This is a genomic window from Neobacillus phoenicis (assembly GCF_047302305.1).
Taxonomy (GTDB): Bacteria; Bacillota; Bacilli; order Bacillales; family Cytobacillaceae; genus Neobacillus.
In genome coordinates, this window is the sequence record NZ_CP154847.1 from 1922435 (window position 1) to 1949095 (window position 26661).

Here is a 26661-nt window from a genome sequence, read left to right on the forward strand (position 1 = left end):
TTTATAGTACTAAAGTGAAGGTAGAGGTGCGAGCTTCAAGAGTAGTGATTCTGAGAAGGATGAGCTTCAAGGAAGAATCATGAAAGGGAATGTTCGCCGAAGTAAGGAAAGTCTCATTTCTTTCTTTGCTGGTCCTGTATTGAATAAATGCCGGATTGTCAAGACGCGTGTCTTGGAGAGCTATCTTACGTTATTTGTACAGGAATTTATTTTTCGTGTTCAAAAAGCAATGAGATGCCTCTCATTGCTTTTTTATTTATGTTTTTGTAGCAAAATAGGTAGAGCATAACTGAAAGAAGGGGAAATGATGGGTTTAGTTGTTCAAAAATTTGGGGGAACCTCCGTTGGCAGTGTAGAAAGAATTTTAAATGTAGCAGCCTGTGTAAAAGAGGAAACAGATAGAGGCAATAATGTTGTTGTCGTTGTTTCTGCCATGGGGAAATCAACGGATCAGCTCGTTGGTCTAGCAAAGGAAATTTCCAAACAGCCAAATAAACGGGATATGGATATGCTCCTATCGACAGGCGAGCAGGTAACGATCGCTTTATTATCCATGGCCCTAAATCAACAAGGTCTACCAGCGGTTTCCTATACAGGGTGGCAGGCAGGAATTGTAACAGAGCCGGTCCATGGAAACGCACGAATTTCTAATATCAAAACAGAATCCATTAAAAACCAACTTGCAGAAGGCAAGGTTGTTATTGTAGCCGGATTCCAAGGGATAACTGAAGAAGGGGAAATCACCACTCTTGGTCGAGGGGGTTCTGATACGACAGCGGTTGCCCTGGCAGCAGCGTTAAAAGCAGATAAATGTGATATTTACACGGATGTAACGGGTGTATTTACAACAGATCCGAGATATGTGAAAGATGCCCGTAAGTTATTATCCGTTTCCTATGATGAAATGCTGGAGCTTGCTAATCTAGGTGCAGGTGTACTGCATCCAAGAGCGGTAGAATTTGCTAAAAATTATCAAGTAAGACTTGAAGTTCGTTCAAGCATGGAGAAAATCGAAGGAACAGTCATTGAGGGGGAAGCAACAATGGAACAAAATTTAGTTGTACGTGGTGTTGCATTTGAAGATGAGATTACAAAGGTTACCGTTTTGGGGTTAACTAATTCCTTAACCAGTTTATCAACCATTTTTACAACTCTTGCTCAAAATCATATCAACGTTGATATTATTATTCAAAGCACAACAGAAGGGGGAACGGCTAATTTATCATTCTCCATACATACCAATGATCTGTTAGAGACATTAAAGGTATTAGAAGACAATAAGGCTGTACTTGGTTATGAACAACTTGATGCAGAAAATAAACTAGCGAAGGTTTCCATTGTGGGGTCAGGAATGATTTCTAATCCGGGTGTGGCTGCGAAAATGTTTGAAGTGCTAGCCTCAAACGACATCCAAATTAAAATGGTCAGCACATCTGAAATCAAGGTGTCTGCTGTTTTAGAAGAAAAGAAAATGTTAAAAGCAGTTGAACTCCTACACAGCGCATTTGAGCTTGGAAATTAATAAGAAAAGGCTGACTCGTTCAATTCGAGTCAGCCTCTTTGCGATGATCAAGGAAAGTATAAATTCGACTTCGAGAATTGTCCAGCTCCAGCGCCTAGCCCCTCGGGTCAAATAACCTTCGGCAATAAAAGTCAAAGTGCGGACGTTTCTTGCCGAAGAACATTTGCCTGTCGGGGCTGGTCAAGGCGCTTGCGCTTTTCTTACTAAATTACATCTTTACGATCCCATTTAACAGTAAATTGGACTTTGTTTGCTTTTTTTACAGGGTGTTCAAACGCTTCTGCAATCACTTCTTTTTGCAGTTCAATTTGTTGGGCAAGGAAGCCGGCTTCGAGTTGGAAGAAGTGTTCTGCTTTTGATTTTACACGAGAAACAATAAGTGGACTTATTAGTTCAAATTCGATTTCATTTTTCGTCTCTTTTATGATTTCAAGCTGTCCCCAAGAAGCATTAGTAAAAAACTCAACTAATGTTTCGTGGTCAGGTAATGGGAACTTTCGTGCAAGACGTTTTCCTGCCCAGTATAAGATTTCAGGGGTGTCTTTGCCTAGAATCTCTGGCAAAAGGTATTCCCTAATGATTTCATACCCAAACATTGAAATGGTTCTTGGTTCTGGCTCTTCATAATTCAAATGTTGATTAACGGCTGTACTTTCTTTCACAAGCTTCCCCTCTTTCTATCATTCTATTATATACAATTTGATTTATTTTTCAGTACTGATTTGCTGAAAATGTGAATAAATCCTTATGTGAATGATATATTATTTCGGAATATCTTATCTTATTTATCATCATAATTATCTTATCCGTTTGAGAGGAAATACCAACCGTAAGATGTTGGTAATTAAATGTAATAATATGGGTTGTGTGGGGAACTGAAGCAGCTGTTTTTATTAAATAGGTACTATCCTATTATAATATCAATATATTTTAAAAATTTTATTTTTTGATAAAGATTGTGTATCCGTTTTCTTGACGCTCTATGTCGATGGGAGTAAAATGGACATGTCACATTATTGTCACAGTGGTATTGGGTTAAGTTTCTTTAAGGGGTACATAAGAAGAAAGAGCTTAACATCATTTTTTAAAAATTAAGGGGGGTAAATGTATGGCGGGGAATCGAGAGTTTGCTAATCGCAGATTACATTCGCTGCTAGGGGTCATTCCAATTGGAGTGTTTCTTACACAGCATCTTGTAGTCAACCATTTTATCACTGGAGGTCCAGAGTCTTTCAATAAGGCAGCAGGCTTCATGGGAAGTCTACCATTCCGCATTGTCTTAGAAACTGTAATTATTTATTTACCATTACTATTTCATGCAATCTATGGACTTTATATTGCTTTTACCGCTAAAAGTAATGTAAAAAGATTTGGTTTCTTTAGGAACTGGATGTTCATGCTTCAACGTGTATCGGGTGTAATCACGCTCATCTTTATTACGTGGCACGTTTGGCAAACACGTGTAGCAGCGGCGTTTGGTGCGGAAGTATCCTATGATATGATGCATAATATTTTGACATCTCCATTTATGTTTGTTTTCTATTTAGTAGGGATCCTTTCGGCGATTTTCCACTTTGCAAACGGACTTTGGTCCTTCTTTGTTAGCTGGGGGATCACAGTATCACCTCGCTCACAGGTTATTTCTACATACGTGACTGTTGGTGTATTTATTGTTCTTTCTTTCATCGGAATTCAAACACTTATCGCATTTGTTCAATAACCATTTAATAGTCGGTAGAATATAGTATTTTTTGGATTAAGGGAGTGAGTCACGAATGAGTAAAGGTAAAGTGATCGTAGTCGGCGGCGGCTTAGCTGGCTTAATGGCTACCATCAAGGCTGCAGAATCAGGAACTCCGGTAGAGCTTTTTTCTCTTGTTCCGGTTAAACGTTCTCACTCTGTTTGTGCCCAAGGGGGTATTAATGGAGCAGTTAATACAAAAGGTGAAGGGGATTCCCCATGGATTCACTTTGACGATACGATTTATGGCGGAGACTTTTTAGCAAATCAGCCTCCAGTTAAAGCAATGTGTGATGCAGCACCTGGTATTATCAATTTATTTGACCGGATGGGTGTTATGTTTAATCGTACACCAGAAGGTTTATTAGATTTCCGTCGTTTCGGAGGAACACAGCATCACCGTACAGCATTTGCTGGTGCGACAACTGGACAACAATTGCTATATGCATTAGATGAGCAGGTTCGCCGCCATGAAGTGGACGGATTAGTTACGAAGTATGAGGGATGGGAATTCCTCGGTGCGGTTGTTGACGATGAAGGTATCTGTCGCGGAATCGTTGCTCAGGACCTAAAAACTATGGAAATCAGATCATTTGCTGCTGATGCAGTCATTATGGCAACTGGTGGACCTGGTATTATTTTTGGTAAATCAACAAACTCTGTCATCAATACAGGCTCCGCTGCTTCTATTGTTTATCAGCAAGGTGCATATTATGCAAACGGTGAAATGATTCAAATTCACCCAACAGCTATTCCTGGAGATGATAAGCTTCGCTTAATGAGTGAATCAGCACGTGGTGAAGGCGGCCGTATTTGGACATACAAAGATGGTAAACCGTGGTATTTCCTAGAGGAGAAATATCCTGCTTATGGAAACCTCGTTCCACGTGATATTGCAACACGTGAAATCTTCGATGTCTGTGTTCGTCAAAAGCTTGGTGTTAATGGCGAAAACATGGTATTCCTTGATTTATCTCATAAGGATCCGCATGAGTTGGACGTAAAACTAGGCGGAATCATTGAAATTTATGAAAAGTTCATGGGAGATAACCCACGTAAAGTACCGATGAAAATCTTCCCTGCTGTTCACTATTCAATGGGTGGATTATGGGTTGATTATGACCAAATGACTAGCATTCCAGGTCTTTTTGCTGCTGGTGAGTGTGATTATTCACAACACGGTGCCAATCGACTAGGTGCAAACTCATTGCTTTCTGCTGTATATGGTGGAATGGTTGCTGGTCCAAATGCAGTGAAATATATCAATGGTCTTGAGAAGAGCTCTGAGGCTGTTTCTTCTTCTGTTTTTGATCGTCATGTTAAGGAACAAGAAGAAAAATGGAATTCAATTATGTCTTTAAGCGGTACAGAAAATGCATACGTCCTTCACAAGGAACTTGGTGAATGGATGACAGATAACGTTACAGTTGTTCGTTACAACGATAAGTTACAGCAAACTGATGAAAAGATTCAGGAGCTATTAGAACGCTACCAGAACATCAATATCAACGATACATCTAAGTGGAGCAACCAAGGGGCAGCATTCACTAGACAATTACAAAATATGCTTCAATTAGCACGTGTTATTACAATCGGAGCATTAAACCGTAATGAGAGCCGCGGTGCTCACTATAAGCCTGAATTCCCTGAACGTAATGATGAAGAATTCATGAAAACAACAATGGCGAAGTTTGTGGATGCAAATTCAGCACCTGCCTTCCATTATGAAGACATCGATGTCTCTTTAATTAAGCCACGAAAACGAGATTACACTACAAAGCATTAATAGAAAGGGGAGTGGGTAATAATGTCTGAAAATAAAACAGTTAAGTTTCTAGTTATGCGTCAGGATACACCGGATTCTACTCCTTACGAGGAGGAATTTGAGGTTCCGTATCGACCAAATATGAACGTCATTTCCGCTTTGATGGAAATTCGTAAGAATCCTGTGAACGCAAAGGGACAAGCCTCTACCCCAATCACTTGGGAAATGAACTGTCTCGAAGAAGTCTGTGGTGCTTGTTCAATGGTTATTAATGGTAAGCCTCGTCAATCCTGTTCGGCACTGATTGATCAATTAGAGCAGCCTATCCGTTTAGAGCCTATGAGAACATTCCCAGTTGTGAGGGACCTTGCGGTTGACCGTAGCAGAATGTTTGATGCTTTAAAGAAAGTGAAGGCTTGGATTCCTATTGATGGAACTTACGACTTAGGACCAGGACCTCGTATGCCGGAGAAAAAACGTCAGTGGGCGTATGAACTCTCGAAGTGTATGACATGTGGTGTTTGCCTAGAGGCATGTCCGAATGTGAACAGTAAATCTGATTTTATCGGGCCGCAGCCGCTTTCTCAGGTTCGCCTATTTAACGCACATCCAACAGGGGAAATGAATAAGGCTGAGCGTTTAGAAGCAATTATGGGTGAGGGTGGTCTTGCCAACTGTGGTAACTCGCAAAACTGTGTTCAATCTTGTCCAAAAGGTATTCCGTTGACTACTTCTATTGCTGCATTGAACCGTGACACCACTTTCCAAGCGTTTAGAAACTTCTTCGGAAGTGACCATAGTTAATAAATCAAAGGCTTTTGCGCCTGTGATGTCATTCTTAAAACCTTCTTTTCTAGTAAGAAAAGGAGGTTTTTTTAAGTATGTTTATTACTAGAAATAATTTAAGTAGTCGTGTGTTCGGGCCTTTGGTATACTATTTTCATAATAATCGTTTAAAGAGGATGGTATAAATATTGAAATCAAAATTTCCGCTCCTTATTATTTTAGTAGGCGTAATTGTTTTAGGAATAGGAATTTGGCAAATTTTTAATGTGAAAATGCAAACCGATGCATCGCTTCAGAAAGCAAAAGCAATTGTTGCAAAGAATAATGGAGATTTCCCTGATAAGATAAAAAAGAATCTTCCTCCTCCGCAAACTGGTGATACCGTTGGGCTTTTGGAGATACCGAAAATTGATGCAGAGTTAGCAATTGTGGAAGGAACGGACCCCGATGACCTTGAAAAGGGTGTCGGACATTATAAAGGTTCATACTACCCTGGTGATCAAGGGCAAATTGTTTTATCAGGACATCGAGATACGGTATTTCGGCATTTAGGAGAGCTGAAAATTGGAGATTCACTGAAGATGCAAATGCCCTATGGTAATTTCACCTATGAAATTACTCACACTAAAATTGTTAAGTCAAATGACACAAGCATTATCACCTTACAAAAGCAGAAGGAAGAACTTATTGTTACTACCTGTTATCCATTTCGTTATATAGGAAATGCACCGAAACGATATATTATTTATGCAAAGCTTACAGGTTCCTAATTATTAGGGCCTTTTTTTTATTTTCTTATAAGAAAAAAAGTCACTACATTTGTATCGTTCACATAAGATATGGTGACTAAATATATACCCACCCCGTGTTCATAACTGGCGAAGGCAAGGAGGGTTACATTACTTGAAGGAGAATGATTATAATCACAAGCCGTTACTCACCAAACGCGAAAGAGAAGTATTTGAATTACTAGTACAAGACAAAACAACGAAAGAAATCGCTGGTGAATTATTTATAAGCGAAAAAACGGTTCGAAATCACATATCGAATGCCATGCAAAAGCTTGGTGTTAAGGGGCGTTCACAAGCAGTTGTAGAGCTCCTTCGAATGGGAGAGCTTGAACTTTAAATATGACCGGCGTCCGTTTAGGAGGCCGGTTCATATGTCTCATACCATAAAAGAGCTGTAGTTATTACCAATTGTTTGATGAATGGTTGGTAATGTAAAATTTATTTTAAGTAAATGGAAAAATGTTCAAAATAGATTGAAAAAATAATCAGTTAAATTTACAATAAAATTAGGATAAAAGATTCAATGCTATTATCTTAATTAGGGGCAGATTGCAATTTTAACTAGATAAAGATTGATTGTTCTTTTCAGCTTTAAAAGCATAAGGGTGGACTTGAATTAGACCAAAACTATTGTTCTAAACGCAAGCCAAGATGGGAATAAATCCATCTTGGCTTTTTATATAATGACAGGTAACTGCGGGAAAGGAACTGATAAAGAGAGATGAATGGTTCTATAGAAGCAATTAAGAGTGAAAAGAAACTGTTATTAAAGCATTTTTTAGAGAAAAATCTTAGCAGATTTGAAACCTTGTTTGCTTGTAATCCGGATAGTATTTTTACCATGGATTTAGAAGGGCATCTTGTTCATGTGAATCCTGCATTTGAAAACTTAACAGAATTCTCAGCGGAAGAGTCTCTGCGATTGAAACTCCAATTTCTTTTTCCCATCGAAGATATAAATAAAATATTTCACCATTTTCATAAAGCTTCTTTCGGAGAATTTCAAAATTTTGATTGTAGGATACAAAATAAAGCAGGAAAGCTCATTGATTTGAATGTCACACAAATCCCTATTAGTGTTGATAACCAAATAGTAGGCGTTTGTGCGGTTGCAAAAGATATAACCCAATTGAAAAGAAAAAAAGAAGAAGCTAGAAAAGTAGAAGTCATGCATCAGATATTAACTGATAATGTACTCGATATCATTATTAGTACCAATTTATCGGGCGAAATTCTTTATGTTTCCCCTTCTAGTGAACATATTCTAGGTTATTCAACTGAAGAATTATACAGAGAAAATATTTTTTCAATCATACATAAGGATGACACTGTTCGTGCTTTTCAGGATCGTAAAAGTGTTTTGAATGATCATGTAAATGGAAGAGGCTCCTATCGTGTTGCCAAAAAGAATGGAGAGTATATTTGGGTCGAAATGCTTTGCAAACCAGTCATTGATCCAGATACCCAACTTGTTTTAGAAATAGTAAGTGTCATAAGAGATATAACAGAGCAAATTAATACAAGAGAGCTTTTACTAAACTCAGAAAAATTAAGTGTCGCAGGACAGTTGGCTGCGGGGATTGCACACGAGGTTCGGAATCCACTTACCGCAATTAAAGGCTTTCTACAGCTAATGGAAAATCAATTAGATAATAAGACATACTTTGCTATTATCCAATCTGAAATCGATCGGATTGAGCTCATTTTAAGCGAATTATTGGTCCTTGCTAAGCCTCAGGAATTGAAATTCGAAGTAGAAAATATTGTTACACTTATGGAAAGCGTAAAGACCCTGATTAATACGCAGGCCATTATGAATGGAGTTCAAATAGAAACCATTTATAATAGTGATAGCTTTACCATTCGCTGTGATAGAAACCAGTTAAAACAAGTGTTTATTAATATTTTGAAGAATTCTATTGATGCTATGCCAACTGGTGGGGTAATTACAGTTGAAATGAAAATGCACAGTGAAGGTAAAGTAAAGATTCTCTTTAAGGATACAGGATGTGGCATGCCACATCATATCTTAAAGAGAATTGGAGAACCCTTCTTTACTACTAAAGATAGCGGCACAGGCTTAGGAATAATGATTTCAAAGCAAATTGTTGAAAATCATCATGGCAGTGTTCATTTTTGGAGTGATAAAAAGGGAACAATGGTGGAACTCATTCTGCCTGTGGAAAGCTAGTTTCCAACTCGGAAGCTGCTTTTCTTACTTAAGTCTTGAAATTTTTACGAAAAAAGTAGAAAATAAGTACAAGCTTGAGACGTTCAGCGTGGCATAAGGGCTTTAATGAAAAGTCTTGAGGAGAAGCCTATTAATAGGAGTGTATGAATAGATGAAACTCGAAAATTCACAAAAAGTGAATGGGGACGTAGTAGCGAACATTGAAAAGGATTTAAGGTATATTTCCGGTATTATTAAACAAAAAGGAAGAGAAATGCTGGGTAATTATAAGATTACGCCACCCCAATTTGTTGCATTGCAATGGCTCTTTGAAGACGGTGATATGACCATCGGCGAGCTTTCTAATAAAATGTATTTGGCATGCAGTACAACCACGGATTTGGTCGATCGTATGGAGAAGAATTTGCTTGTGGAACGAGTAAAGGACCCAAGTGACCGCCGCGTGGTTAGAATTCATTTACTAGAAGAAGGAAAGCGGATTATCGATGAGGTAATTAAAAAACGTCAGGTATATCTAGAGGAAATTTTAATTGATTTCACCTCTGAAGAAATCCTTCTTCTTCAAGACAGCTTAAAGAAATTACATCAAGAAATGCGTTAAGAATGAGGCGAGAAGTTTGAAACAACCAATAGGTGTCATTGATTCAGGTGTCGGAGGATTAACCGTTGCCAAAGAGGTAATGAGGCAGCTTCCAAATGAAAAAATCATCTATCTAGGTGATACCGCACGCTGCCCCTATGGTCCAAGGACAACAAAAGAAGTAAAGAGATTTACATGGGAGATGACCCGTTTCTTATTAGAAAAAAACATCAAAATGCTGGTTATTGCTTGTAATACCGCAACTGCTGCAGCTCTTGATGACATTCGTAAGGAACTTTCCATTCCTGTCCTCGGAGTCATTAATCCAGGAGCACGTGCTGCCATTAAAAAAACGAAGAATTATCGAGTTGGTATGATCGGTACAGAAGTAACGGTTAAGAGCGGTGCATATGAAAAGGCGTTAAAATCTTTGAATAGCCGGATATTTGTAAAAGGGCATGCATGTCCAAAATTTGTCCCGCTTGTTGAAAGTGGGGAATATGATGGCCCGATTGCTGAAAAAATTGTGAACGAGTCGTTAAAACCCATGTTGCAGCAAAACTTAGATACACTTATTTTAGGCTGTACGCACTATCCATTACTTGAACCACTCATTAAAAAGACGATGGGGACGGAAGTGAATGTGATTAGTTCTGGTGATGAAACGGCACGGGAAATCAGTGCTATCCTCGAATATAATGGTTTGCTTGAACCGAGTGAGGAAGAGCCTGAACATGAGTTTTACACGACGGGTTCAAGAAGGATTTTCTCGAAGATTGCTTCACAGTGGCTGGGATTTCCTATTAATCCTGTAAATAAAATTAAACTCTAAATAGAAGAGGTTGTCTCAAAAGGCAACCTCTTCTATTTTTGTAGGCTGTGTTAAACTTGAATGCTGATTTCCGTTCCAGGCACTTCGCTTTCCGCGGGCGTGCCGGGGAGCCTCCTCGTCGCTTGCGCTCCTGCGGGGTCTCCCCTGCCCCGTACTCCCGCAGGAGTCTTCGCGCCTTCCACTCCAATCAACATTGTTTGTTAAAACAACAGGGACCTTTAACACAGCCTTTTTATAAAAAAAAAATTTAATAGAAAAGTTCTATTTTTCTTTCATAAGGCGGTCTAAATTCTTACAAGGCTCGTATACATGTTAGTACAAACTGTCTTAGGGGGGAATTTTTGATGTCTAATAATAAAGCAAAGATCATTGGTTTAACAGTTCTTACTTCAACCGTTCTACTTTCCGGCTGTGGTTTATTTGGGACCGAAACACAAAAGAAAATCGATCCGCCAAAAACTGTAGTGGAAAACAAGACAAGTAAGGAAACAACTGCAGCTAAAAAAGAAAATGCGGAAAATGTCGTAAAGACAGAATTGTATTTAATTGATAAAAATGGCTATGTGGTACCACAGACCTTAGCTCTGCCGAAAACATCTTCCGTAGCAAAACAAGCATTAGAATACTTAGTGGCCAATGGACCTGTCTCAGAACTGCTTCCTAATGATTTTAGAGCTGTCCTGCCAGAGGATACCGAGCTATCTGTTGATATTAATAAAGAAGGTGTCGCTACAGTCAACTTCTCGAAGGAATTTAAAAATTATCAACCAGAGGATGAGATGAAAATCCTCCAATCCGTTACATGGACATTGACCCAATTTGATAATGTGAAATCAGTCAAACTTAAGATGAATGGTCATGACTTAACGGAAATGCCTGTTAATGGAACACCAATCAGTGAAAATCTTTCAAGAGCAACGGGTATTAACTACGATACAACGGATGTAGTAGATATCACGAATACGAAGCCTGTCACCGTCTATTATATTGGTGGAGAAGAGGGCTCTTATTACTATGTTCCAGTTACTCGACGGGTGAGTACAAAAGAGACAAATAATATCGTTGCAGTGGTGGATGAGTTAATAAAAGGACCTAGTGAAAAATCAAACCTTGTTTCAGATTTTATGTCTGATGTAAAACTACTTGAGGCTCCTAAATATGAGGACGGTAAGGTTACCTTAAACTTCAATGAAAATATATATGGAAGCTTCGATAAGAAGGTCATCTCTCAAAGTTTATTAGATGCACTTGTTCTATCCTTAACGGAACAAACAGGCGTCGAGAAGGTTGCTGTACAAGTTAAAGGAAAAGCTGAGTTGAAAAATGATAAAGGGAAAAAATTAACTGAGCCGGTAACTCGACCAGAAAAAGTAAACACAGGTAGTTTTTAAAAAAAAGTTTTTTGTTATACTATATAGTGACAATGAAAGAGGTTGGCTTGAAGGCCGCCTCTTCTTTATTTGGAATAATTGACATAATGCAAAGTTTTACGAAATGAAGGAGGAAGTACAAGTGCGCGTGGATGGAAGAGAACCATTACAACTAAGACCAATACATATTGAAACAAATTATTTAATGCATCCTGAAGGTTCTGTCCTAATTTCTGTTGGCAATACAAAGGTGATTTGTACAGCCAGTATTGAAGAGAGAGTCCCTCATTTTATGAGAGGGGAAGGAAAGGGCTGGATTACCGCAGAGTACTCAATGCTTCCTAGAGCGACAGAGACTAGAAACATTCGAGAATCATCAAAAGGAAAAGTGTCCGGCCGTACGATGGAGATTCAGCGCTTAATAGGCCGTGCATTGAGAGCTATTGTAGATCTTTCAGCGCTAGGAGAAAGAACTGTTTGGATAGATTGTGACGTGATTCAAGCAGATGGAGGCACACGTACAGCCTCCATTACTGGTGCGTTTGTCGCGATGACGATTGCTCTTAACAAACTGGCAGAGAAAAAGTCACTTTCAAAGTTCCCGATTACTGATTATTTGGCGGCAACTAGTGTAGGAATCTTGCAAAATAAACAAATTGTGCTGGACTTAAACTACGCGGAAGATTCCAAAGCTGAAGTGGATATGAATGTTGTCATGACAGGTGCCGGTGAATTTGTAGAATTACAAGGAACGGGAGAGGAATCCACATTCTCCTATGAACAGCTTCAAGGACTGCTTTCAGCGGCTCAGGAAGGGCTGATGGAGCTATTTGAACAGCAAAAAGCTGCCTTGGGTGAGAACATTACAAAGAAAATTGAAGCACGTAGAAAAAAATAAGAGGGGAACCATGATGAAAGAAGTTATTATTGCTACTAAAAACCCTGGGAAGGCCAGAGAATTTGAACATATTTTTGCATCAAGAGGGATGGAAGTCAAAACATTGCTAGATTTTCCAGAGATACCAGAGGTGGAAGAAACCGGCACTACGTTTGAAGAAAACGCCATTCTTAAAGCCGAGGCAGTCTCTAAAGCCTTAAATAAAATGGTCATTGGTGATGATTCTGGTTTAATAGTCGACGCTTTAGAGGGAAGACCAGGAATTTATTCAGCGCGATACGCAGGTGAACCGAAGAATGATCAGAACAATACAGAAAAAGTGTTAGTAGAATTGAAAAATGTCCCTGAGGAAAACAGAACAGCCAGATTTTACTGTGCATTGGCTGTTGCCGTACCAGGTCAGACAACGCTGACGGTGTCTGGTACATGTGAAGGTCTTATATTAAATGAACCAAGAGGAGTAAATGGATTTGGATATGATCCGGTGTTCTATGTGCCGGAGAAAGGTCTTGCTATGGCGGAGTTATCTGCTGATGTGAAAAATAAGATCAGCCACCGTGCAAATGCATTGAAAAAGCTGGATGTATTGCTAGATTCTATTTTAGAAAGTCCTGAACAGTCATGAGCAAGGTTTTAATTGTCAGTGACAGTCACGGGTTAACCAAAGAGCTCGAAGTCATTAGAGAAAGGCATTTAAATGACGTAGATGTTATGATTCACTGCGGAGATTCACAGTTAATGCCTGATGAGCGGGCGATAACCGGATATGTAACGGTGATGGGAAATTGTGATTTTGGTGGAGGCTTTCCGTTAGAGACGGTCTTAGAGATTTCTGGACATAAATTTTTTGTTACACATGGGCATCGATACGCTGTCAAAACTTCATTGATGAGTTTAAAGTACAAAGCACAAGAAATGGATGCGGACATCGTCTGTTTTGGTCATTCACATGTATTAGGTGCGGAGGAAATCGGTGGAACGTTATTTTTAAATCCAGGAAGCATACGCCTCCCTCGAGAGCGGTTGGAAAAAACCTATGTGATTCTAGATTTAATTGATGAGAAAGTGAAAATGTCCGTTTATGAGGTTAATGGTCTGGAATTGACAGATTTAGCTTGTGAATTTATTCTACGAAGATAAGGGGGAATCTTTCCCCCGAATTATTTTATAGGCCCTGTTATTATTGATTGTTGATTTCGTGTAGGTAGGAGAATCCATAGGCGGAGAATTTCCGTCTATTGTATAAAAAGGAAGCTTAAGAAACCGAAATAAGCGGAGAATTTCCGCTTAACTGCTCTAAAGTAGGACAAAATCCAACCATTTGGAGCATATAAACGGAAAATCTACCCTTATTTTTAGGGAAATAAGGGTATTTCCCAATATAAGCGGAATTTTTCCGTTTATTTTTCAAACACTGTGAAATCAATATTCAGTTTTAACACAGCCAAAAAATAAAAAGAAGAGTGTTGACTTTTTGATAGTAGGATAATATAATAAATCTTGTCTTAAAGAACAATTAATATGTCCCAGTAGCTCAGCCGGATAGAGCATACGCCTTCTAAGCGTACGGTCGGGAGTTCGAATCTCTCCTGGGACGCCATTTTCTTGTAAGATGTAAACTACATACCAATTATATCACTCACCCGCGCTGGTGAGTTTTTTTTGTCTAGGAAATTATAAAAAGGTCTGAGTGTGGATAACTGAACTAGTTGTCTGAATCTAGCTCCAGCGCCTAGCCCCTCGGGTCAAATAACCTTCGGCAGGAAAAGTCAAAAGGCGGACTTTTCCTGCCGAAGAACATTTGCCTGTCGGGGCTGAACGAGGCGCTTCCGCCTTTTGTTCTTGTTTACAAATTATGCTACACTAATGTCCAACAATATTCTGAAGGACGGTATACTATGAAAAAACGGGAACAAGCCAAAAGAAAAGATAATGTCATATACTTTCCCGGACTAGAAAAAAGGTTAACTGATAAAGGGTTGGAAAGCCTTGAAAAGAAAAAATTCAAAGAAGCAATCACTCTGTTAGAAGAAGCTAGAGAACTAGACCCGGATAACGATCATATATTAATTGGGCTAGTGCTTGCTTACTTTGAAGCAGGTTCTTTCAAGAACGCCAAGGTACTTGCGAAAGATATGCTGCTTAAGGGGATTGGTGACTATTTTCAGTTAGTTGATTTGTATTTAACCGTGTTAATTCAGCTGCATGAATACCATGAAATTGTCTCTACAATTGAAGCTCTCTTTGAAGAAAAAGAAATTCCGCCAGAAAAACATGATCACTTCTTAACCATCCTTCAATTCAGCCAAAGGATGGCGGAAAATCGTCAGGCGCCAGAAGAAAAAAGCGTTTCCGAGGAAACTATTGCCAAAGAGCTAAACCTATTAAAAATCAATAATTTAAACGAGCAGCTACTTCTTATTTCAGGCTTAGCGGAAAAAAACATTCGCCCCTATATACCTGAAATTGCTGATTATTTAAAAGCAGAAGCAGGGCATCCGTTTCTTAAAACCATGCTATTAACTCTATTAAAAGAGCAAGAAATAGATAAAGAATTTGTGGTAAAGAAATTTACGAGTGAAGAAAGCTTTCACCCAGTCAACCTGCCGGAAGTAAGGGTTTACCCAAAATTGAAAAAGGTAAAGGAACTACTAGAAGCCCAGTTAGAGAGCAATAATCCTGTTCTATTTGAACACACCATCGGAATGGTAGAACGAACTTTCTTTATCACTTATCCATTTGATTTCCAACCGGAAAAGCCAGCAGCTTGGGCTGCAGCCTTTCATTCTCTAGCTGAAGCTTATTTAGGGATGGATGGAAAAGTAGAGCGGCTATTGAGCAATTATCAAATTACAATGGAAGAAATTGAGCAGGCGAGGGCTCAAATAGAGGAAATTGAGAAAATTTCTTATCCTAATATATAGGCTTCGCTGTTGAAAGAAAACAATCCTGTGTTATAATGTAGGGGTTGCATTGTGTAAAAAACTATATTTTACATTTAAAAATGGAAGATTGGCTTGATGGACAAGACAATTTCCGACTCAATTCGTTACGAATGATATGAGAATAGATTTGTTGGAGGGAAAAAGGTATGACAGTAAAATGGGAAAAGTTAGAAGGAAACCAAGGCGTCCTTACAGTTGAAGTAAGTGCTGAAGAGGTAACAAAGGGTCTAGACGCAGCGTTCCAAAAGGTTGTAAAACAAGTAAGCGTTCCAGGCTTCCGTAAAGGTAAAATGCCACGTGGCATGTTTGAAAAGCGCTTTGGCGTAGAATCACTTTACCAAGATGCATTAGATTTCATTCTTCCAGAAGCATATGGAAAAGCAATCGATGAAACTGGAATCGAGCCAGTTGATCGTCCTGAAATCGATATCGAGCAAATGGAAAAAGGCAAAGAGCTTATCTTCAAGGCAACTGTTACAGTGAAGCCAGAAGTAAAATTAGGCGAATACAAAGGCCTTGAAGTTGAAGAATTAGATACTAACGTAACAGACGAAGACGTTGCGAACGAATTAAAAACTCTTCAAGAGCGTCAAGCTGAGTTAGTAGTGAAAGAAGAAGGAACTGCTGAAAATGGTGATACAGTTGTTCTTGATTTCGAAGGATTCGTTGATGGCGAAGCTTTCGAAGGCGGAAAAGCTGAAAACCACTCATTAGAATTAGGTTCAGGATCTTTCATCCCTGGCTTTGAAGAGCAATTAGTTGGAGTAAAAGCTGGCGAATCTAAAGATGTAGAAGTTACATTCCCTGAAGAATACCATGCTGCTGAGCTTGCTGGTAAGCCTGCTGTATTCAAAGTGACTGTTCACGAAATTAAAGGAAAAGAACTTCCTGCATTAGATGACGAATTTGCTAAAGATGTAGACGATGAAGTTGAAACTTTAGATGCTCTTAAAGAAAAAATCCAAACTCGTTTAGTAGATAGCAAAAAGCATGAAGCAGAACACCACCTACGTGATACTGTAGTTGAAAAAGCTGCTGCAAATGCTGAAGTTGAAATTCCAGAAGTTATGGTTACAAATGAAGTAAACCGTATGCTTCAAGAGTTTGAACAACGTTTACAAATGCAAGGTATGAACCTTGAGCTTTACTTCCAATTCTCTGGTCAAGATGAGAATGCACTTCGTGAGCAAATGAAGGAAGAAGCACAAACTCGCGTAAAAGTTAACTTAACTCTTGAAGCGATTGCTAAAGCTGAAAACCTTGAAGTAACTGACGAAGATGTAGAAGCTGAGCTAGAAAAAATGGCTGGTATGTACAACATGACAGTAGATATGATTAAACAAGCTCTTGGCGGTTCTGAAGGTGTTAAATCAGACCTTAAACTTAAAAAAGCTGTTGACTTTCTTGTTGAAAACAAGAAATAAATTTTAACTATTTAAAAACAAGGTGCGATTTTTATCGTGCCTTGTTTTATACATTTTTCTCATTACATATTATAATAAGGACAGGGAAACCTGTTTATTAACCAGCTATAAGAAAGTATAAAAATCGACTTCGAGAATTGTCCAGCTCCAGCGCCTAGCCCCTCGGGTCAAATAACCTTCTGCAATAAAAGTCAAAGAGCGACTTTTCTTGCAGAAGAACATTTGCCTGTCGGGGCTGATCAAGGCGCTTGCGCTTTTCTTATTGGCAGGAGTTTTATTTTTATTTTCAATGGGCAGGAAATTGAGCAAATAAAAGCGAATAATTAATTTCCAAATAGTTTTAAGACTTAATTTTAAAAAATATGGTTAAGATTAATGAGTACATAAGTTTTCCATCGACTTACACAAACAAAAAGAGTAAAGAAAAAACATAATTGCATAATGCGTTTTATTTCCAGTCCATTGGCTTCATGTGTTACAATGCAAAATACATACCAACTGAATAGTTATAAAAAATATAGACTTTTGTTTGTGTAAATCACTGCTTCAAATAGGGTACTTACAACGTTTTAAGGGGTGAAAGGTTTGTTTAAATTTAATGATGAAAAAGGGCAGTTAAAGTGTTCCTTCTGTGGCAAAACACAGGATCAAGTTCGTAAATTAGTTGCCGGGCCAGGAGTTTATATATGCGATGAATGTATCGAGCTTTGCACAGAAATCGTGGAAGAAGAGCTGGGAACGGAAGAAGAAGTAGAATTTAAAGACGTTCCAAAACCAAAGGAAATCTGTGAAATTCTTAATGAATACGTCATTGGCCAGGATCAGGCGAAAAAATCTCTATCAGTAGCGGTTTACAATCACTATAAGCGGATCAATTCGAACAGTAAAATTGATGACGTAGAGCTTTCAAAGAGTAATATTTGTATGATTGGACCAACTGGTAGCGGTAAAACATTATTAGCCCAAACATTGGCGCGGATTTTGAATGTTCCATTTGCCATTGCTGATGCCACTTCTTTAACAGAGGCAGGATATGTTGGGGAAGACGTAGAAAATATCTTATTAAAATTGATTCAAGCTGCTGATTATGATGTTGAAAAAGCAGAAAAAGGAATCATTTATATTGATGAAATTGATAAAATCGCCCGTAAGTCAGAGAACCCATCTATTACACGTGATGTTTCTGGTGAGGGTGTTCAGCAGGCATTATTAAAAATTCTTGAGGGTACGGTTGCAAGCGTTCCGCCACAAGGGGGAAGAAAGCATCCACATCAGGAGTTTATCCAAATTGATACTACAAATATTTTATTTATCTGTGGTGGAGCATTTGATGGAATCGAGCCAATTATTAAACGCCGTTTAGGCCAAAAGGTAATTGGATTTGGGTCAGATGTAAAGCAGGTGGATGTTTCTCAAAAAGAGCTTCTTTCAAAAGTATTGCCTGAAGACTTACTTCGTTTTGGACTAATTCCAGAATTCATTGGTCGTCTTCCGGTGATTGCGAGCCTTGAACAGTTAGACGAGGCGGCGTTGATTGAAATCTTAACAAAACCGAAAAATGCGCTTGTTAAACAATATCAAAAAATGCTCGAAATCGATGATGTAGAGCTGCAATTTGAAGAGGGCGCATTAGAGGAAATCGCGAAGAAAGCAATTGAACGGAAAACGGGTGCCCGTGGTCTTCGTTCAATTATTGAAGGAATCATGCTTGATGTCATGTTTGACCTTCCTTCACGCGAAGATATCACTAAATGTATCATTACGAAGGAAACTATCTTAGAAAACAGTGTTCCGAAATTAGTGTTAGAAGATGGAACGGTTGTTGCAGAAGAAAAATCTGCATAATCATATCAAAGACCTGGCTCTCTGCCAGGTCTTTTTACTTTTTGTGGTTTATTCCTTCATCCTACAGGAAATACTTATTAATATATTGTGAGTATGTAGTAGGAGGGAAATGTATGAGTTGGACGGGGATTGCCTTATTTATACAGCTATTTTTCGGAATCATCATTGGGCTGTATTTTTGGAATTTGTTGAGAAATCAGCGTACGCAAAAAGTGTCCATTGACCGGGAATCCCGTAAAGAAATGGAGCAACTTCGCAAAATGAGGTCCATTTCATTGACTGAACCATTAGCTGAAAAAGTTCGCCCTACAAGCTTTAAAGATATTGTAGGCCAAGAAGATGGGATTAAATCATTAAAAGCAGCCCTTTGCGGACCGAATCCGCAGCATGTCATTATTTATGGACCACCGGGAGTTGGAAAAACGGCTGCTGCCCGCCTCGTTCTAGAAGAGGCTAAAAAGAATCAAAAGTCACCATTTAAAGCATCCTCTGTGTTTATTGAATTAGACGCCACAACAGCACGGTTTGACGAAAGAGGAATCGCAGACCCTTTAATTGGTTCTGTCCATGATCCGATATATCAAGGTGCGGGAGCAATGGGGCAGGCAGGTATACCGCAGCCAAAGCAAGGTGCTGTTACAAATGCTCATGGTGGAGTACTCTTTATTGATGAGATTGGCGAATTACATCCAATCCAAATGAATAAACTTCTGAAAGTATTAGAGGATCGAAAGGTCTTTTTGGAAAGTGCCTATTATCATGAGGAAAATACGCAAATACCAACGCACATTCATGATATTTTTAAAAATGGACTACCAGCTGATTTTCGTTTAATTGGTGCCACAACTAGGACTCCGAGTGAAATTCCTCCGGCGATTCGTTCCCGCTGTATGGAGGTGTTCTTCCGCGATTTAAATCAGGAGGAAATTGTAGAAGTTGCTAGGAAAGCGGCTGAAAAAGTAAATTTAATAATTAACGAGACAGGTGTGAATACCTTATCTACATATGCAAGAAATGGCCGTGAAACGGTTAATATGATCCAGATTGCAGCTGGACTTGCCATTACTGAGGACCGTAATTATATCAAGGATGAAGATATTGAGTGGGTCATTCATTCTAGCCAAATGACTCCAAGAATGGAAAGAAAGATAAATGATATTTCACATGTAGGTCTGGTGAATGGACTAGCTGTGTATGGGCCAAATTCTGGCGCCCTACTTGAAATTGAAGTAACGGTCATTCCGGCAAAAGAAAAGGGATCAATCAACATAACTGGTATTGTTGAAGAAGAAAGTATTGGCGGTCAAGGGAAATCCATCCGACGGAAGAGTATGGCACGTGGTTCGATTGAAAATGTAATTACGGTTCTCCGTTCAATGGGAGTACCCGCTAATGACTACGATATTCATGTTAATTTTCCTGGCGGTGTCCCAATCGATGGGCCTTCTGCAGGTATTGCTATGGCGACAGGAATTTATTCCGCCATTTACAAAATTCCAATTGATAACACGGTTGCAATGACTGGTGAGATTAGTATTCATGGCAATGTAAAGCCAATTGGCGGCGTGTATCCTAAGGTAAAGGCAGCTAAAAAGGCAGGAGCCAAAACGGTTATCATTCCAGAGGAAAACATGCAAACCATCCTCAATGATATTGACGGAATCAACATCGTTCCTGTAACCCATCTACATGAAGTATTCGAGATTGCCCTAGTCCAATCATTTGGTAAGCATGAAGCAATCCCAGCCTCAATTGAACTAACAAAGAAAGAATCGATTTAATCGAAAAGCTATGCAAGATTTTTAAACTAAGTTGATTGAAGCGCCAGGAGCGGAAATAAACAGTAGTATAGAACTTCGGTTTGTAGAAAAATCAAACCGGAGTTTTTTTATTGCTTATTTTTCAAAACAAATCCAAAATGAAACTAGGAAGATTTCCTTACGTTTGGGGAAAATATAAATTATATTGAAAAAGAGATCCCAAATCTCTAAAAATAGACACCAAATTATAAATACGTTAGAATTGTACAAAGACTAATCTGCTATTAGTAGTAGGAAAACTAGGATTGCATGTGGAGGTGCATTTTATGGCGGAAAAGAACGAATTGATCGTCCCCCTCCTGCCGCTTCGAGGATTGCTTGTTTACCCGACAATGGTCCTGCATTTAGATGTAGGCCGTGAAAGATCTGTACAAGCACTCGAAAAAGCAATGGTAGATGACCACTTAATTTTTCTAACAACTCAAAAAGATGTATCAATTGATGATCCATCTGAAGAGGATATATACAAAATTGGTACGTTAACAAAAGTGAAGCAAATGCTAAAACTGCCTAACGGTACCATAAGGGTATTGGTAGAAGGCTTAAACCGAGCGGAAATAGTTTCATTTTATGAGGAAGATGAGTACTATTCGGTAAGCGTGGTCACGTATGATGATCCTGATACGAAGGATGTTGAAGACCAAGCCCTGATGAGAACAATGCTTGACTATTTTGAGCAATACATAAAACTCTCTAAAAAAATCTCGGCAGAAACCTATGCTTCTGTTGCTGATATTGAAGAACCTGGTAGAATGGCGGATATCATCGCATCTCATTTGCCACTCAAGCTAAAGGAAAAGCAAGAAATCCTTGAGACCATTGATGTAAAGAGCCGTGTAAATCGTGTAATTGATACCATTCATAATGAAAAAGAAGTACTTAATTTGGAAAAGAAAATTGGCCAACGAGTAAAACGCTCGATGGAACGGACGCAAAAAGAGTACTATCTTCGTGAACAAATGAAGGCCATTCAAAAAGAATTAGGCGACAAAGAAGGCAAAACAGGTGAAATTGCGGAACTGACCAAGAAAATTGAGCAGGCTGAAATGCCAGAGCATGCGAAAAAGGCGGCTCTTAAGGAATTAGATCGTTATGAAAAAGTGCCATCTAGTTCGGCAGAAAGTGCAGTTATTCGTAATTATATCGAATGGTTGATTACGATTCCGTGGTCAAAAAAGACAGAGGATGATATTGATATCCTCCGTGCCGAAAAGATATTAAATCAAGACCATTACGGATTGGAAAAGGTTAAGGAACGTGTACTCGAATATTTGGCGGTACAGAAGCTGACGAATTCTTTAAAAGGTCCTATTCTTTGCCTAGCAGGACCACCTGGTGTGGGGAAGACGAGCCTTGCTCGCTCTATTGCGACATCATTAAATCGTAACTTTGTTCGAGTGTCTCTTGGCGGGGTACGCGATGAATCTGAAATTCGCGGCCATAGGAGAACCTATGTAGGAGCCATGCCTGGACGCATTATTCAAGGAATGAAAAAAGCAGGAACGATCAACCCTGTCTTTTTGCTTGATGAAATTGATAAAATGTCTAATGATTTCCGTGGAGATCCATCTTCAGCTATGCTGGAAGTATTAGACCCAGAACAAAACCATAATTTTAGTGACCATTATATTGAAGAAACCTACGATTTATCTAAGGTTATGTTCATTGCGACAGCTAATAATTTGTCCACCATTCCTGGTCCATTGTTAGACAGAATGGAAATCATTACGATAGCAGGCTATACGGAGCTTGAAAAAGTACACATTTGCAGAGACCATTTACTGCCAAAGCAAATTAAAGAAAATGGTTTAACGAAGGGGATCCTTCAGGTTCGTGATGAAGCGATACTGAAAGTAGTACGTTATTATACTCGCGAAGCAGGGGTACGGAGCTTAGAGCGTCAAATGGCGACTATCTGTAGGAAGACAGCGAAAATCATTGTTTCCGGTGAAAAGAAGCGGGTGATTATCACTGAGAAGAATGTAGAAGAATTCTTAGGAAAGCCAAGATTCCACTATGGAATGGCGGAAACAGAAGATCAGGTGGGTGTTGCAACTGGTTTGGCTTATACGACAGTTGGAGGCGACACCTTGCAAATAGAGGTTTCACTATCGCCTGGGAAAGGAAAGCTTGTTCTAACAGGTAAGCTTGGCGATGTGATGAAGGAATCTGCACAGGCTGCATTTAGTTATATTCGCTCCAAGGCGACTGAACTGGGCATCGAAGAAGATTTCCATGAAAAATATGATATTCATATCCACGTACCTGAAGGTGCTGTTCCGAAGGATGGACCTTCTGCAGGAATTACAATGGCAACGGCACTCGTTTCGGCTTTAACTGGCAAACCGATTCGTAGAGAGGTTGGAATGACTGGGGAGATTACACTAAGAGGAAGAGTGCTGCCGATTGGTGGTTTAAAGGAAAAAACCTTAAGTGCCCATCGCGCAGGTCTGACGAAAGTCATTCTACCAAAGGACAATGTTAAGGATATTGATGATATTCCAGAAAGTGTAAGGAATGAACTAGAATTTGTACCAGTCTCACATGTGGATGAAGTTCTAAGACATGCCCTTTTAGAAGGTGAAACTCAATGAAGGTAGTAAGTTCAGACATTGTCATCAGTGCGGTTAAGCCAGAGCAGTATCCAGAAACAGATTTGCCTGAATTTGCTCTTGCGGGACGTTCCAACGTAGGTAAGTCATCTTTTATTAATAAAATGCTCAATCGTAAAGGATTAGCAAGAATTTCGTCAAAGCCAGGTAAAACGCAAACGTTAAATTTTTTCCTAATCAATGAGATCCTTCACTTTGTCGATGTTCCTGGTTATGGTTATGCCAAGGTATCGAAAACAGAAAGGGCCGCATGGGGAAAGATGATTGAAACGTATTTTACCACTCGTGAGCAATTACGGGCTGTCGTCTTAATCGTTGATTTACGCCATCCGCCAACAGCGGATGATGTAATGATGTATGATTTCTTAAAACACTATGAAATCCCATGCATTGTTATCGCAACGAAGGCAGATAAAATCCCAAAGGGAAAATGGCAGAAGCATCTTAAGGTCACAAGGGAAACATTAGACCTTGATAAAAATGACCACATGGTTGTTTTCTCCTCTGAAACGGGAGAGGGGAAAGACAAAGCATGGTCCTTGCTACAGAGTTATATGTAATAAAGGACATAGAAAAACGCCTGGCAGTTATGTGCTAGGCGTTTTTCATATGTAAAAATGGAAAATTTCACTGTTATTTTTTCTTTTTTAGTAGAAAATAAATACCAACAACAATTAACAGAGCGGGCCAGAATTTCCAAATAAAACTCATGCCATTTTGTAATAAGCCAAGATAGCCGGCAATTTTATCATAAAATAGCAGCAATACCGCTAAAATGAGAAAGAGGAATGCTTGAAACAAGCCTGTATTTGTTTTTTGAAAACGAAGGAAAAAACCAACTGATATAATAAGAATTAACATGCCAATGGTATGGCTTGGCCAAAAAGCCACATGACCGACTAGATGAAAATGAAGTCCGAATCCAGTCATGATGACTCCAGGAAGTATGGCTTCATGTTCCTTAGCTGAATAGCCCTGACCTAAAAAAGCAATTCCAACGATCATTAATAGGGTAGGCCATGTATAAAATTGTTGAAAAAAAGATATTCCTGTTTGTTGGAGTAAAAAGTATGCTCCAAAACCAATAAGAATAATTCCGGGAAAGATTCGCTGATTTTTCATTAAAAAACACCACTTCCAATAAGGTTCACTTGAATCTATTCTATTTTTTTGATACTGTACTTAAGGAAGTAATAGATAAAACTAAGTCCTATTATTTTTTTATCATAACATATCTTTCGTTTTCTGTTCACATTTTCCGAGCAAAAGTCGAAATTGCTCATGATATAATTATACTAGTTACTACTGCTAATGTACTATTAAGTGGGGGTGTACGAAACAAATGCATATTTTAGTAATCGGTCTTAACTATAAAACTGCCCCTGTAGAAATCCGTGAGCGGTTGACATTTAATGATACCGAACTTATGGATGCCATAAAAAAGTTAAACACTAAAAAAAGCATCCTGGAAAACATCATCTTGTCTACATGTAATCGTACGGAAATTTATGCGGTTGTCGATCAACTCCATACGGGCCGCTATTATATAAAAGAATTTCTGTCCGAATGGTTCGGCGTGGAGCAAACGGAATTCTCTCCATTCTTATTTATTTATGAAGACGATGGAGCCGTAGAGCATTTGTTTAATGTTACATGCGGACTCAATTCCATGGTTTTAGGGGAAACACAAATACTTGGGCAGGTACGTACTAGCTTTATGCTGGCACAACAAGAGGAAACGACTGGTTCCGTGTTCAATCACTTGTTTAAACAAGCGATTACGGTTGCCAAGCGTGGACATTCAGAAACAGATATTGGTGCTAATGCCGTTTCTGTAAGCTATGCTGCGGTTGAATTAGCAAAGAAAATCTTTGGTACTCTTGCGAATAAACATGTATTGATTTTCGGTGCGGGAAAAATGGGTGAATTAGCAGCCCAAAACCTGCACGGTAACGGTGTGAAAAAGGTAACAGTGATCAATCGTACGTACGATAAGGCAAAATCCCTTGCCAGCCGTTTTAATGGCGAAGCGAAAACGTTGGCTGACCTACAGCAGTCACTTATTGAAGCCGATATTTTAATTAGCTCAACGGGTGCAAAAGACTTTGTCATCACAAAAGAAATGATGGCTAAAGTTGAGAAAAAGCGTAAGGGTAAACCATTATTTATGGTAGATATTGCTGTACCTCGTGATTTAGACCCAAGAATTTCAGAGCTTGAGAATGTCTTTTTATACGATATTGACGACTTAGAAGGCATTGTTGAAGCAAACTTGCAAGAACGCCAAAAAGCGGCAGCCAAAATCAGACTGATGATTGAAAAAGAAATCGTTGAGTTCAAGCAATGGCTTGGAATGCTCGGTGTAGTACCTGTCATTTCGGCTCTTCGCGAAAAAGCTTTAGCGATTCAAGCTGAGACAATGGTCAGTTTGGAAAGAAAATTGCCAAATCTATCAGATCGTGATCTGAAAGTATTAAACAAACATACAAAGAGCATTATCAACCAGCTTTTAAAGGATCCGATATTACAAGCGAAGGAACTGGCTGCTAGACCAGATTCCGAACAGGCGATGGATTTATTTATGAAAATATTCAATATTGAAGAGCTTGTTGAAGAACAACATTCGAGAGCAGCCGAAGTTAATTCATCACCGGTTCTTAAACCACAGGCTTCCTTTCAGTCATAAGGGGTATTTTCTATGTTTGACGTCTTTATGACTAGGCTTCATGAATTAACGGTTGTTCTTTATGCCTTCAGTGTGTTGTTATATTTCTTTGATTTCATTCACCATAACCGGAAGGCAAACCGAATTGCCTTCTGGTTACTTGCATTTGTATGGGTTTTACAAACGGTTTTCCTATTTTTCTATATGACAAAAACGGGAAGGTTCCCTGTACTAACGATCTTTGAGGGACTCTATTTTTATGCCTGGGTATTAGTAACATTGTCAATTGGGATAAATCATTTACTGCGAGTCGATTTTATCGTCTTTTTTACGAATATACTTGGTTTTACCGTTATGGCGATTCATACCTTCGCCCCAATGCAATACCATTCTCATATCATGGCCAAACAGCTGGTATCGGAACTACTGTTAATCCATATTACAATGGCGATTCTTTCATACGGGGCATTTTCCCTGTCGTTTGTATTTTCAGCCCTGTACCTGCTTCAATATGACCTATTGAAACGGAAAAAATGGGGAACAAGATTGGTGCGTCTGGCAGATTTAGATAAACTTGAAAGATCATCTTACATATTGGCTGTCATTGGTGTTCCGATGCTCCTGCTCAGCCTTATATTAGGCTTACAGTGGGCATTTCTAAAGGTTCCTGGAATGCCGTGGTACGATATGAAAATTATTGGGTCGTTTTTGTTGCTAACGGCCTACAGCATCTATTTATATCTCCGGATCGGAAAAAACCTATCTGGCAGAAAGTTAGCAATGTGGAATACGGCTTCATTTTTAATAGTATTAATTAACTTTTTCTTATTTGGTCGATTATCATCTTTCCATTTATGGTACGCATAACCTTAGG

At 39.0% G+C, this 26661-nt stretch carries 23 protein-coding genes, 1 tRNA gene and 1 riboswitch; of the genes, 22 read left to right on the plus strand and 2 right to left on the minus strand.

What is annotated here, in order from left to right:
• Nucleotides 1-13: 13 nt before the first annotated feature.
• Nucleotides 14-191, plus strand: a riboswitch (Lysine riboswitch).
• A 116-nt stretch (nucleotides 192-307) separates the two neighbouring features.
• The gene (locus AA0X95_RS09860; RefSeq protein WP_413309931.1) at nucleotides 308-1522 is read left to right on the plus strand and encodes an aspartate kinase; all 1215 of its coding nucleotides are present in this window, start codon (nucleotides 308-310) and stop codon (nucleotides 1520-1522) included.
• 203 nt (nucleotides 1523-1725) lie between these two features.
• On the opposite strand, the gene AA0X95_RS09865 is transcribed toward AA0X95_RS09860, so the two are convergent.
• Nucleotides 1726-2184, minus strand: a complete 459-nt coding sequence (locus tag AA0X95_RS09865) for a YslB family protein (protein WP_413308397.1) — start codon at nucleotides 2182-2184, stop codon at nucleotides 1726-1728.
• Nucleotides 2185-2630: 446 nt separating this feature from the next.
• Here AA0X95_RS09865 and AA0X95_RS09870 point away from each other — a divergent pair, with 446 nt between their 5' ends.
• From AA0X95_RS09870 to yihA, 19 genes are all read left to right on the plus strand, one after another.
• Nucleotides 2631-3242, plus strand: coding sequence for a succinate dehydrogenase cytochrome b558 subunit (locus AA0X95_RS09870; protein ID WP_413308399.1), 612 nt, complete (start codon nucleotides 2631-2633; stop codon nucleotides 3240-3242).
• Between the two features lie 55 nt (nucleotides 3243-3297).
• Entirely contained in the window at nucleotides 3298-5049 is a 1752-nt protein-coding gene (gene sdhA / locus AA0X95_RS09875) for a succinate dehydrogenase flavoprotein subunit (RefSeq protein ID WP_413308401.1), read from the plus strand.
• A gap of 21 nt (nucleotides 5050-5070) precedes the next feature.
• A complete protein-coding gene (gene sdhB, locus AA0X95_RS09880; protein ID WP_413308403.1) occupies nucleotides 5071-5832 on the plus strand; it encodes a succinate dehydrogenase iron-sulfur subunit in 762 nt (253 codons plus the stop codon).
• Between the two features lie 170 nt (nucleotides 5833-6002).
• Nucleotides 6003-6584, plus strand: coding sequence for a class D sortase (locus AA0X95_RS09885; RefSeq protein WP_413308405.1), 582 nt, complete (start codon nucleotides 6003-6005; stop codon nucleotides 6582-6584).
• 133 nt (nucleotides 6585-6717) lie between these two features.
• Complete coding sequence (gene gerE / locus AA0X95_RS09890; RefSeq protein ID WP_007087335.1) at nucleotides 6718-6942, plus strand: spore germination transcription factor GerE; 225 nt, start codon at nucleotides 6718-6720, stop codon at nucleotides 6940-6942.
• Nucleotides 6943-7326: 384 nt separating this feature from the next.
• Nucleotides 7327-8796 (plus strand): PAS domain S-box protein, encoded by a 1470-nt coding sequence (locus AA0X95_RS09895; RefSeq protein WP_413308407.1) that lies wholly within the window; start codon nucleotides 7327-7329, stop codon nucleotides 8794-8796.
• 151 nt (nucleotides 8797-8947) lie between these two features.
• Nucleotides 8948-9397 carry a MarR family transcriptional regulator gene (locus tag AA0X95_RS09900; protein WP_309860273.1) on the plus strand — a complete coding sequence of 150 codons (450 nt, stop codon included), beginning with the start codon at nucleotides 8948-8950 and terminating at the stop codon, nucleotides 9395-9397.
• Between the two features lie 16 nt (nucleotides 9398-9413).
• Nucleotides 9414-10208, plus strand: coding sequence for a glutamate racemase (gene racE / locus AA0X95_RS09905; RefSeq protein ID WP_413308409.1), 795 nt, complete (start codon nucleotides 9414-9416; stop codon nucleotides 10206-10208).
• Between the two features lie 344 nt (nucleotides 10209-10552).
• Nucleotides 10553-11599, plus strand: coding sequence for a GerMN domain-containing protein (locus AA0X95_RS09910; RefSeq protein ID WP_413308411.1), 1047 nt, complete (start codon nucleotides 10553-10555; stop codon nucleotides 11597-11599).
• A gap of 121 nt (nucleotides 11600-11720) precedes the next feature.
• Nucleotides 11721-12476, plus strand: a complete 756-nt coding sequence (gene rph, locus AA0X95_RS09915) for a ribonuclease PH (protein WP_413308413.1) — start codon at nucleotides 11721-11723, stop codon at nucleotides 12474-12476.
• A 13-nt stretch (nucleotides 12477-12489) separates the two neighbouring features.
• The gene (locus AA0X95_RS09920) at nucleotides 12490-13101 is read left to right on the plus strand and encodes an XTP/dITP diphosphatase (RefSeq protein WP_413309934.1); all 612 of its coding nucleotides are present in this window, start codon (nucleotides 12490-12492) and stop codon (nucleotides 13099-13101) included.
• On the plus strand, nucleotides 13098-13616 hold the full coding sequence (locus AA0X95_RS09925) for a metallophosphoesterase (RefSeq protein WP_413308415.1): 519 nt from the start codon (nucleotides 13098-13100) through the stop codon (nucleotides 13614-13616). The genes AA0X95_RS09920 and AA0X95_RS09925 overlap by 4 nt, the downstream gene beginning before the upstream one ends.
• A 383-nt stretch (nucleotides 13617-13999) precedes the next feature.
• Nucleotides 14000-14076: transfer RNA gene (locus AA0X95_RS09930), tRNA-Arg, on the plus strand.
• A gap of 298 nt (nucleotides 14077-14374) precedes the next feature.
• Nucleotides 14375-15400 carry a tetratricopeptide repeat protein gene (locus tag AA0X95_RS09935; RefSeq protein WP_413308417.1) on the plus strand — a complete coding sequence of 342 codons (1026 nt, stop codon included), beginning with the start codon at nucleotides 14375-14377 and terminating at the stop codon, nucleotides 15398-15400.
• A gap of 167 nt (nucleotides 15401-15567) precedes the next feature.
• Nucleotides 15568-16845: a trigger factor gene (gene tig / locus AA0X95_RS09940; protein ID WP_413308419.1), complete on the plus strand. Its 1278-nt coding sequence runs from the start codon at nucleotides 15568-15570 to the stop codon at nucleotides 16843-16845.
• A gap of 585 nt (nucleotides 16846-17430) precedes the next feature.
• Nucleotides 17431-18690 (plus strand): ATP-dependent protease ATP-binding subunit ClpX, encoded by a 1260-nt coding sequence (gene clpX, locus AA0X95_RS09945; protein WP_413308421.1) that lies wholly within the window; start codon nucleotides 17431-17433, stop codon nucleotides 18688-18690.
• 113 nt (nucleotides 18691-18803) lie between these two features.
• Complete coding sequence (gene lonB, locus AA0X95_RS09950) at nucleotides 18804-20471, plus strand: ATP-dependent protease LonB (RefSeq protein ID WP_413308423.1); 1668 nt, start codon at nucleotides 18804-18806, stop codon at nucleotides 20469-20471.
• A 305-nt stretch (nucleotides 20472-20776) separates the two neighbouring features.
• Complete coding sequence (gene lon / locus AA0X95_RS09955) at nucleotides 20777-23104, plus strand: endopeptidase La (RefSeq protein ID WP_413308425.1); 2328 nt, start codon at nucleotides 20777-20779, stop codon at nucleotides 23102-23104.
• Complete coding sequence (gene yihA / locus AA0X95_RS09960) at nucleotides 23101-23682, plus strand: ribosome biogenesis GTP-binding protein YihA/YsxC (protein WP_413308427.1); 582 nt, start codon at nucleotides 23101-23103, stop codon at nucleotides 23680-23682. Before lon ends, yihA begins: the two co-directional genes overlap by 4 nt.
• Before the next feature lie 73 nt (nucleotides 23683-23755).
• Here yihA and AA0X95_RS09965 read toward each other — a convergent pair whose 3' ends face one another.
• Nucleotides 23756-24244 carry a LiaF transmembrane domain-containing protein gene (locus AA0X95_RS09965; protein WP_413308429.1) on the minus strand — a complete coding sequence of 163 codons (489 nt, stop codon included), beginning with the start codon at nucleotides 24242-24244 and terminating at the stop codon, nucleotides 23756-23758.
• Nucleotides 24245-24464: 220 nt separating this feature from the next.
• On the opposite strand from AA0X95_RS09965, the gene hemA reads away from it, so the two are divergent.
• The gene (hemA, locus tag AA0X95_RS09970; RefSeq protein WP_413308431.1) at nucleotides 24465-25808 is read left to right on the plus strand and encodes a glutamyl-tRNA reductase; all 1344 of its coding nucleotides are present in this window, start codon (nucleotides 24465-24467) and stop codon (nucleotides 25806-25808) included.
• Nucleotides 25809-25820: 12 nt separating this feature from the next.
• Nucleotides 25821-26654, plus strand: a complete 834-nt coding sequence (ccsA, locus tag AA0X95_RS09975) for a cytochrome c biogenesis protein CcsA (RefSeq protein WP_413308433.1) — start codon at nucleotides 25821-25823, stop codon at nucleotides 26652-26654.
• Nucleotides 26655-26661: the final 7 nt, after the last annotated feature.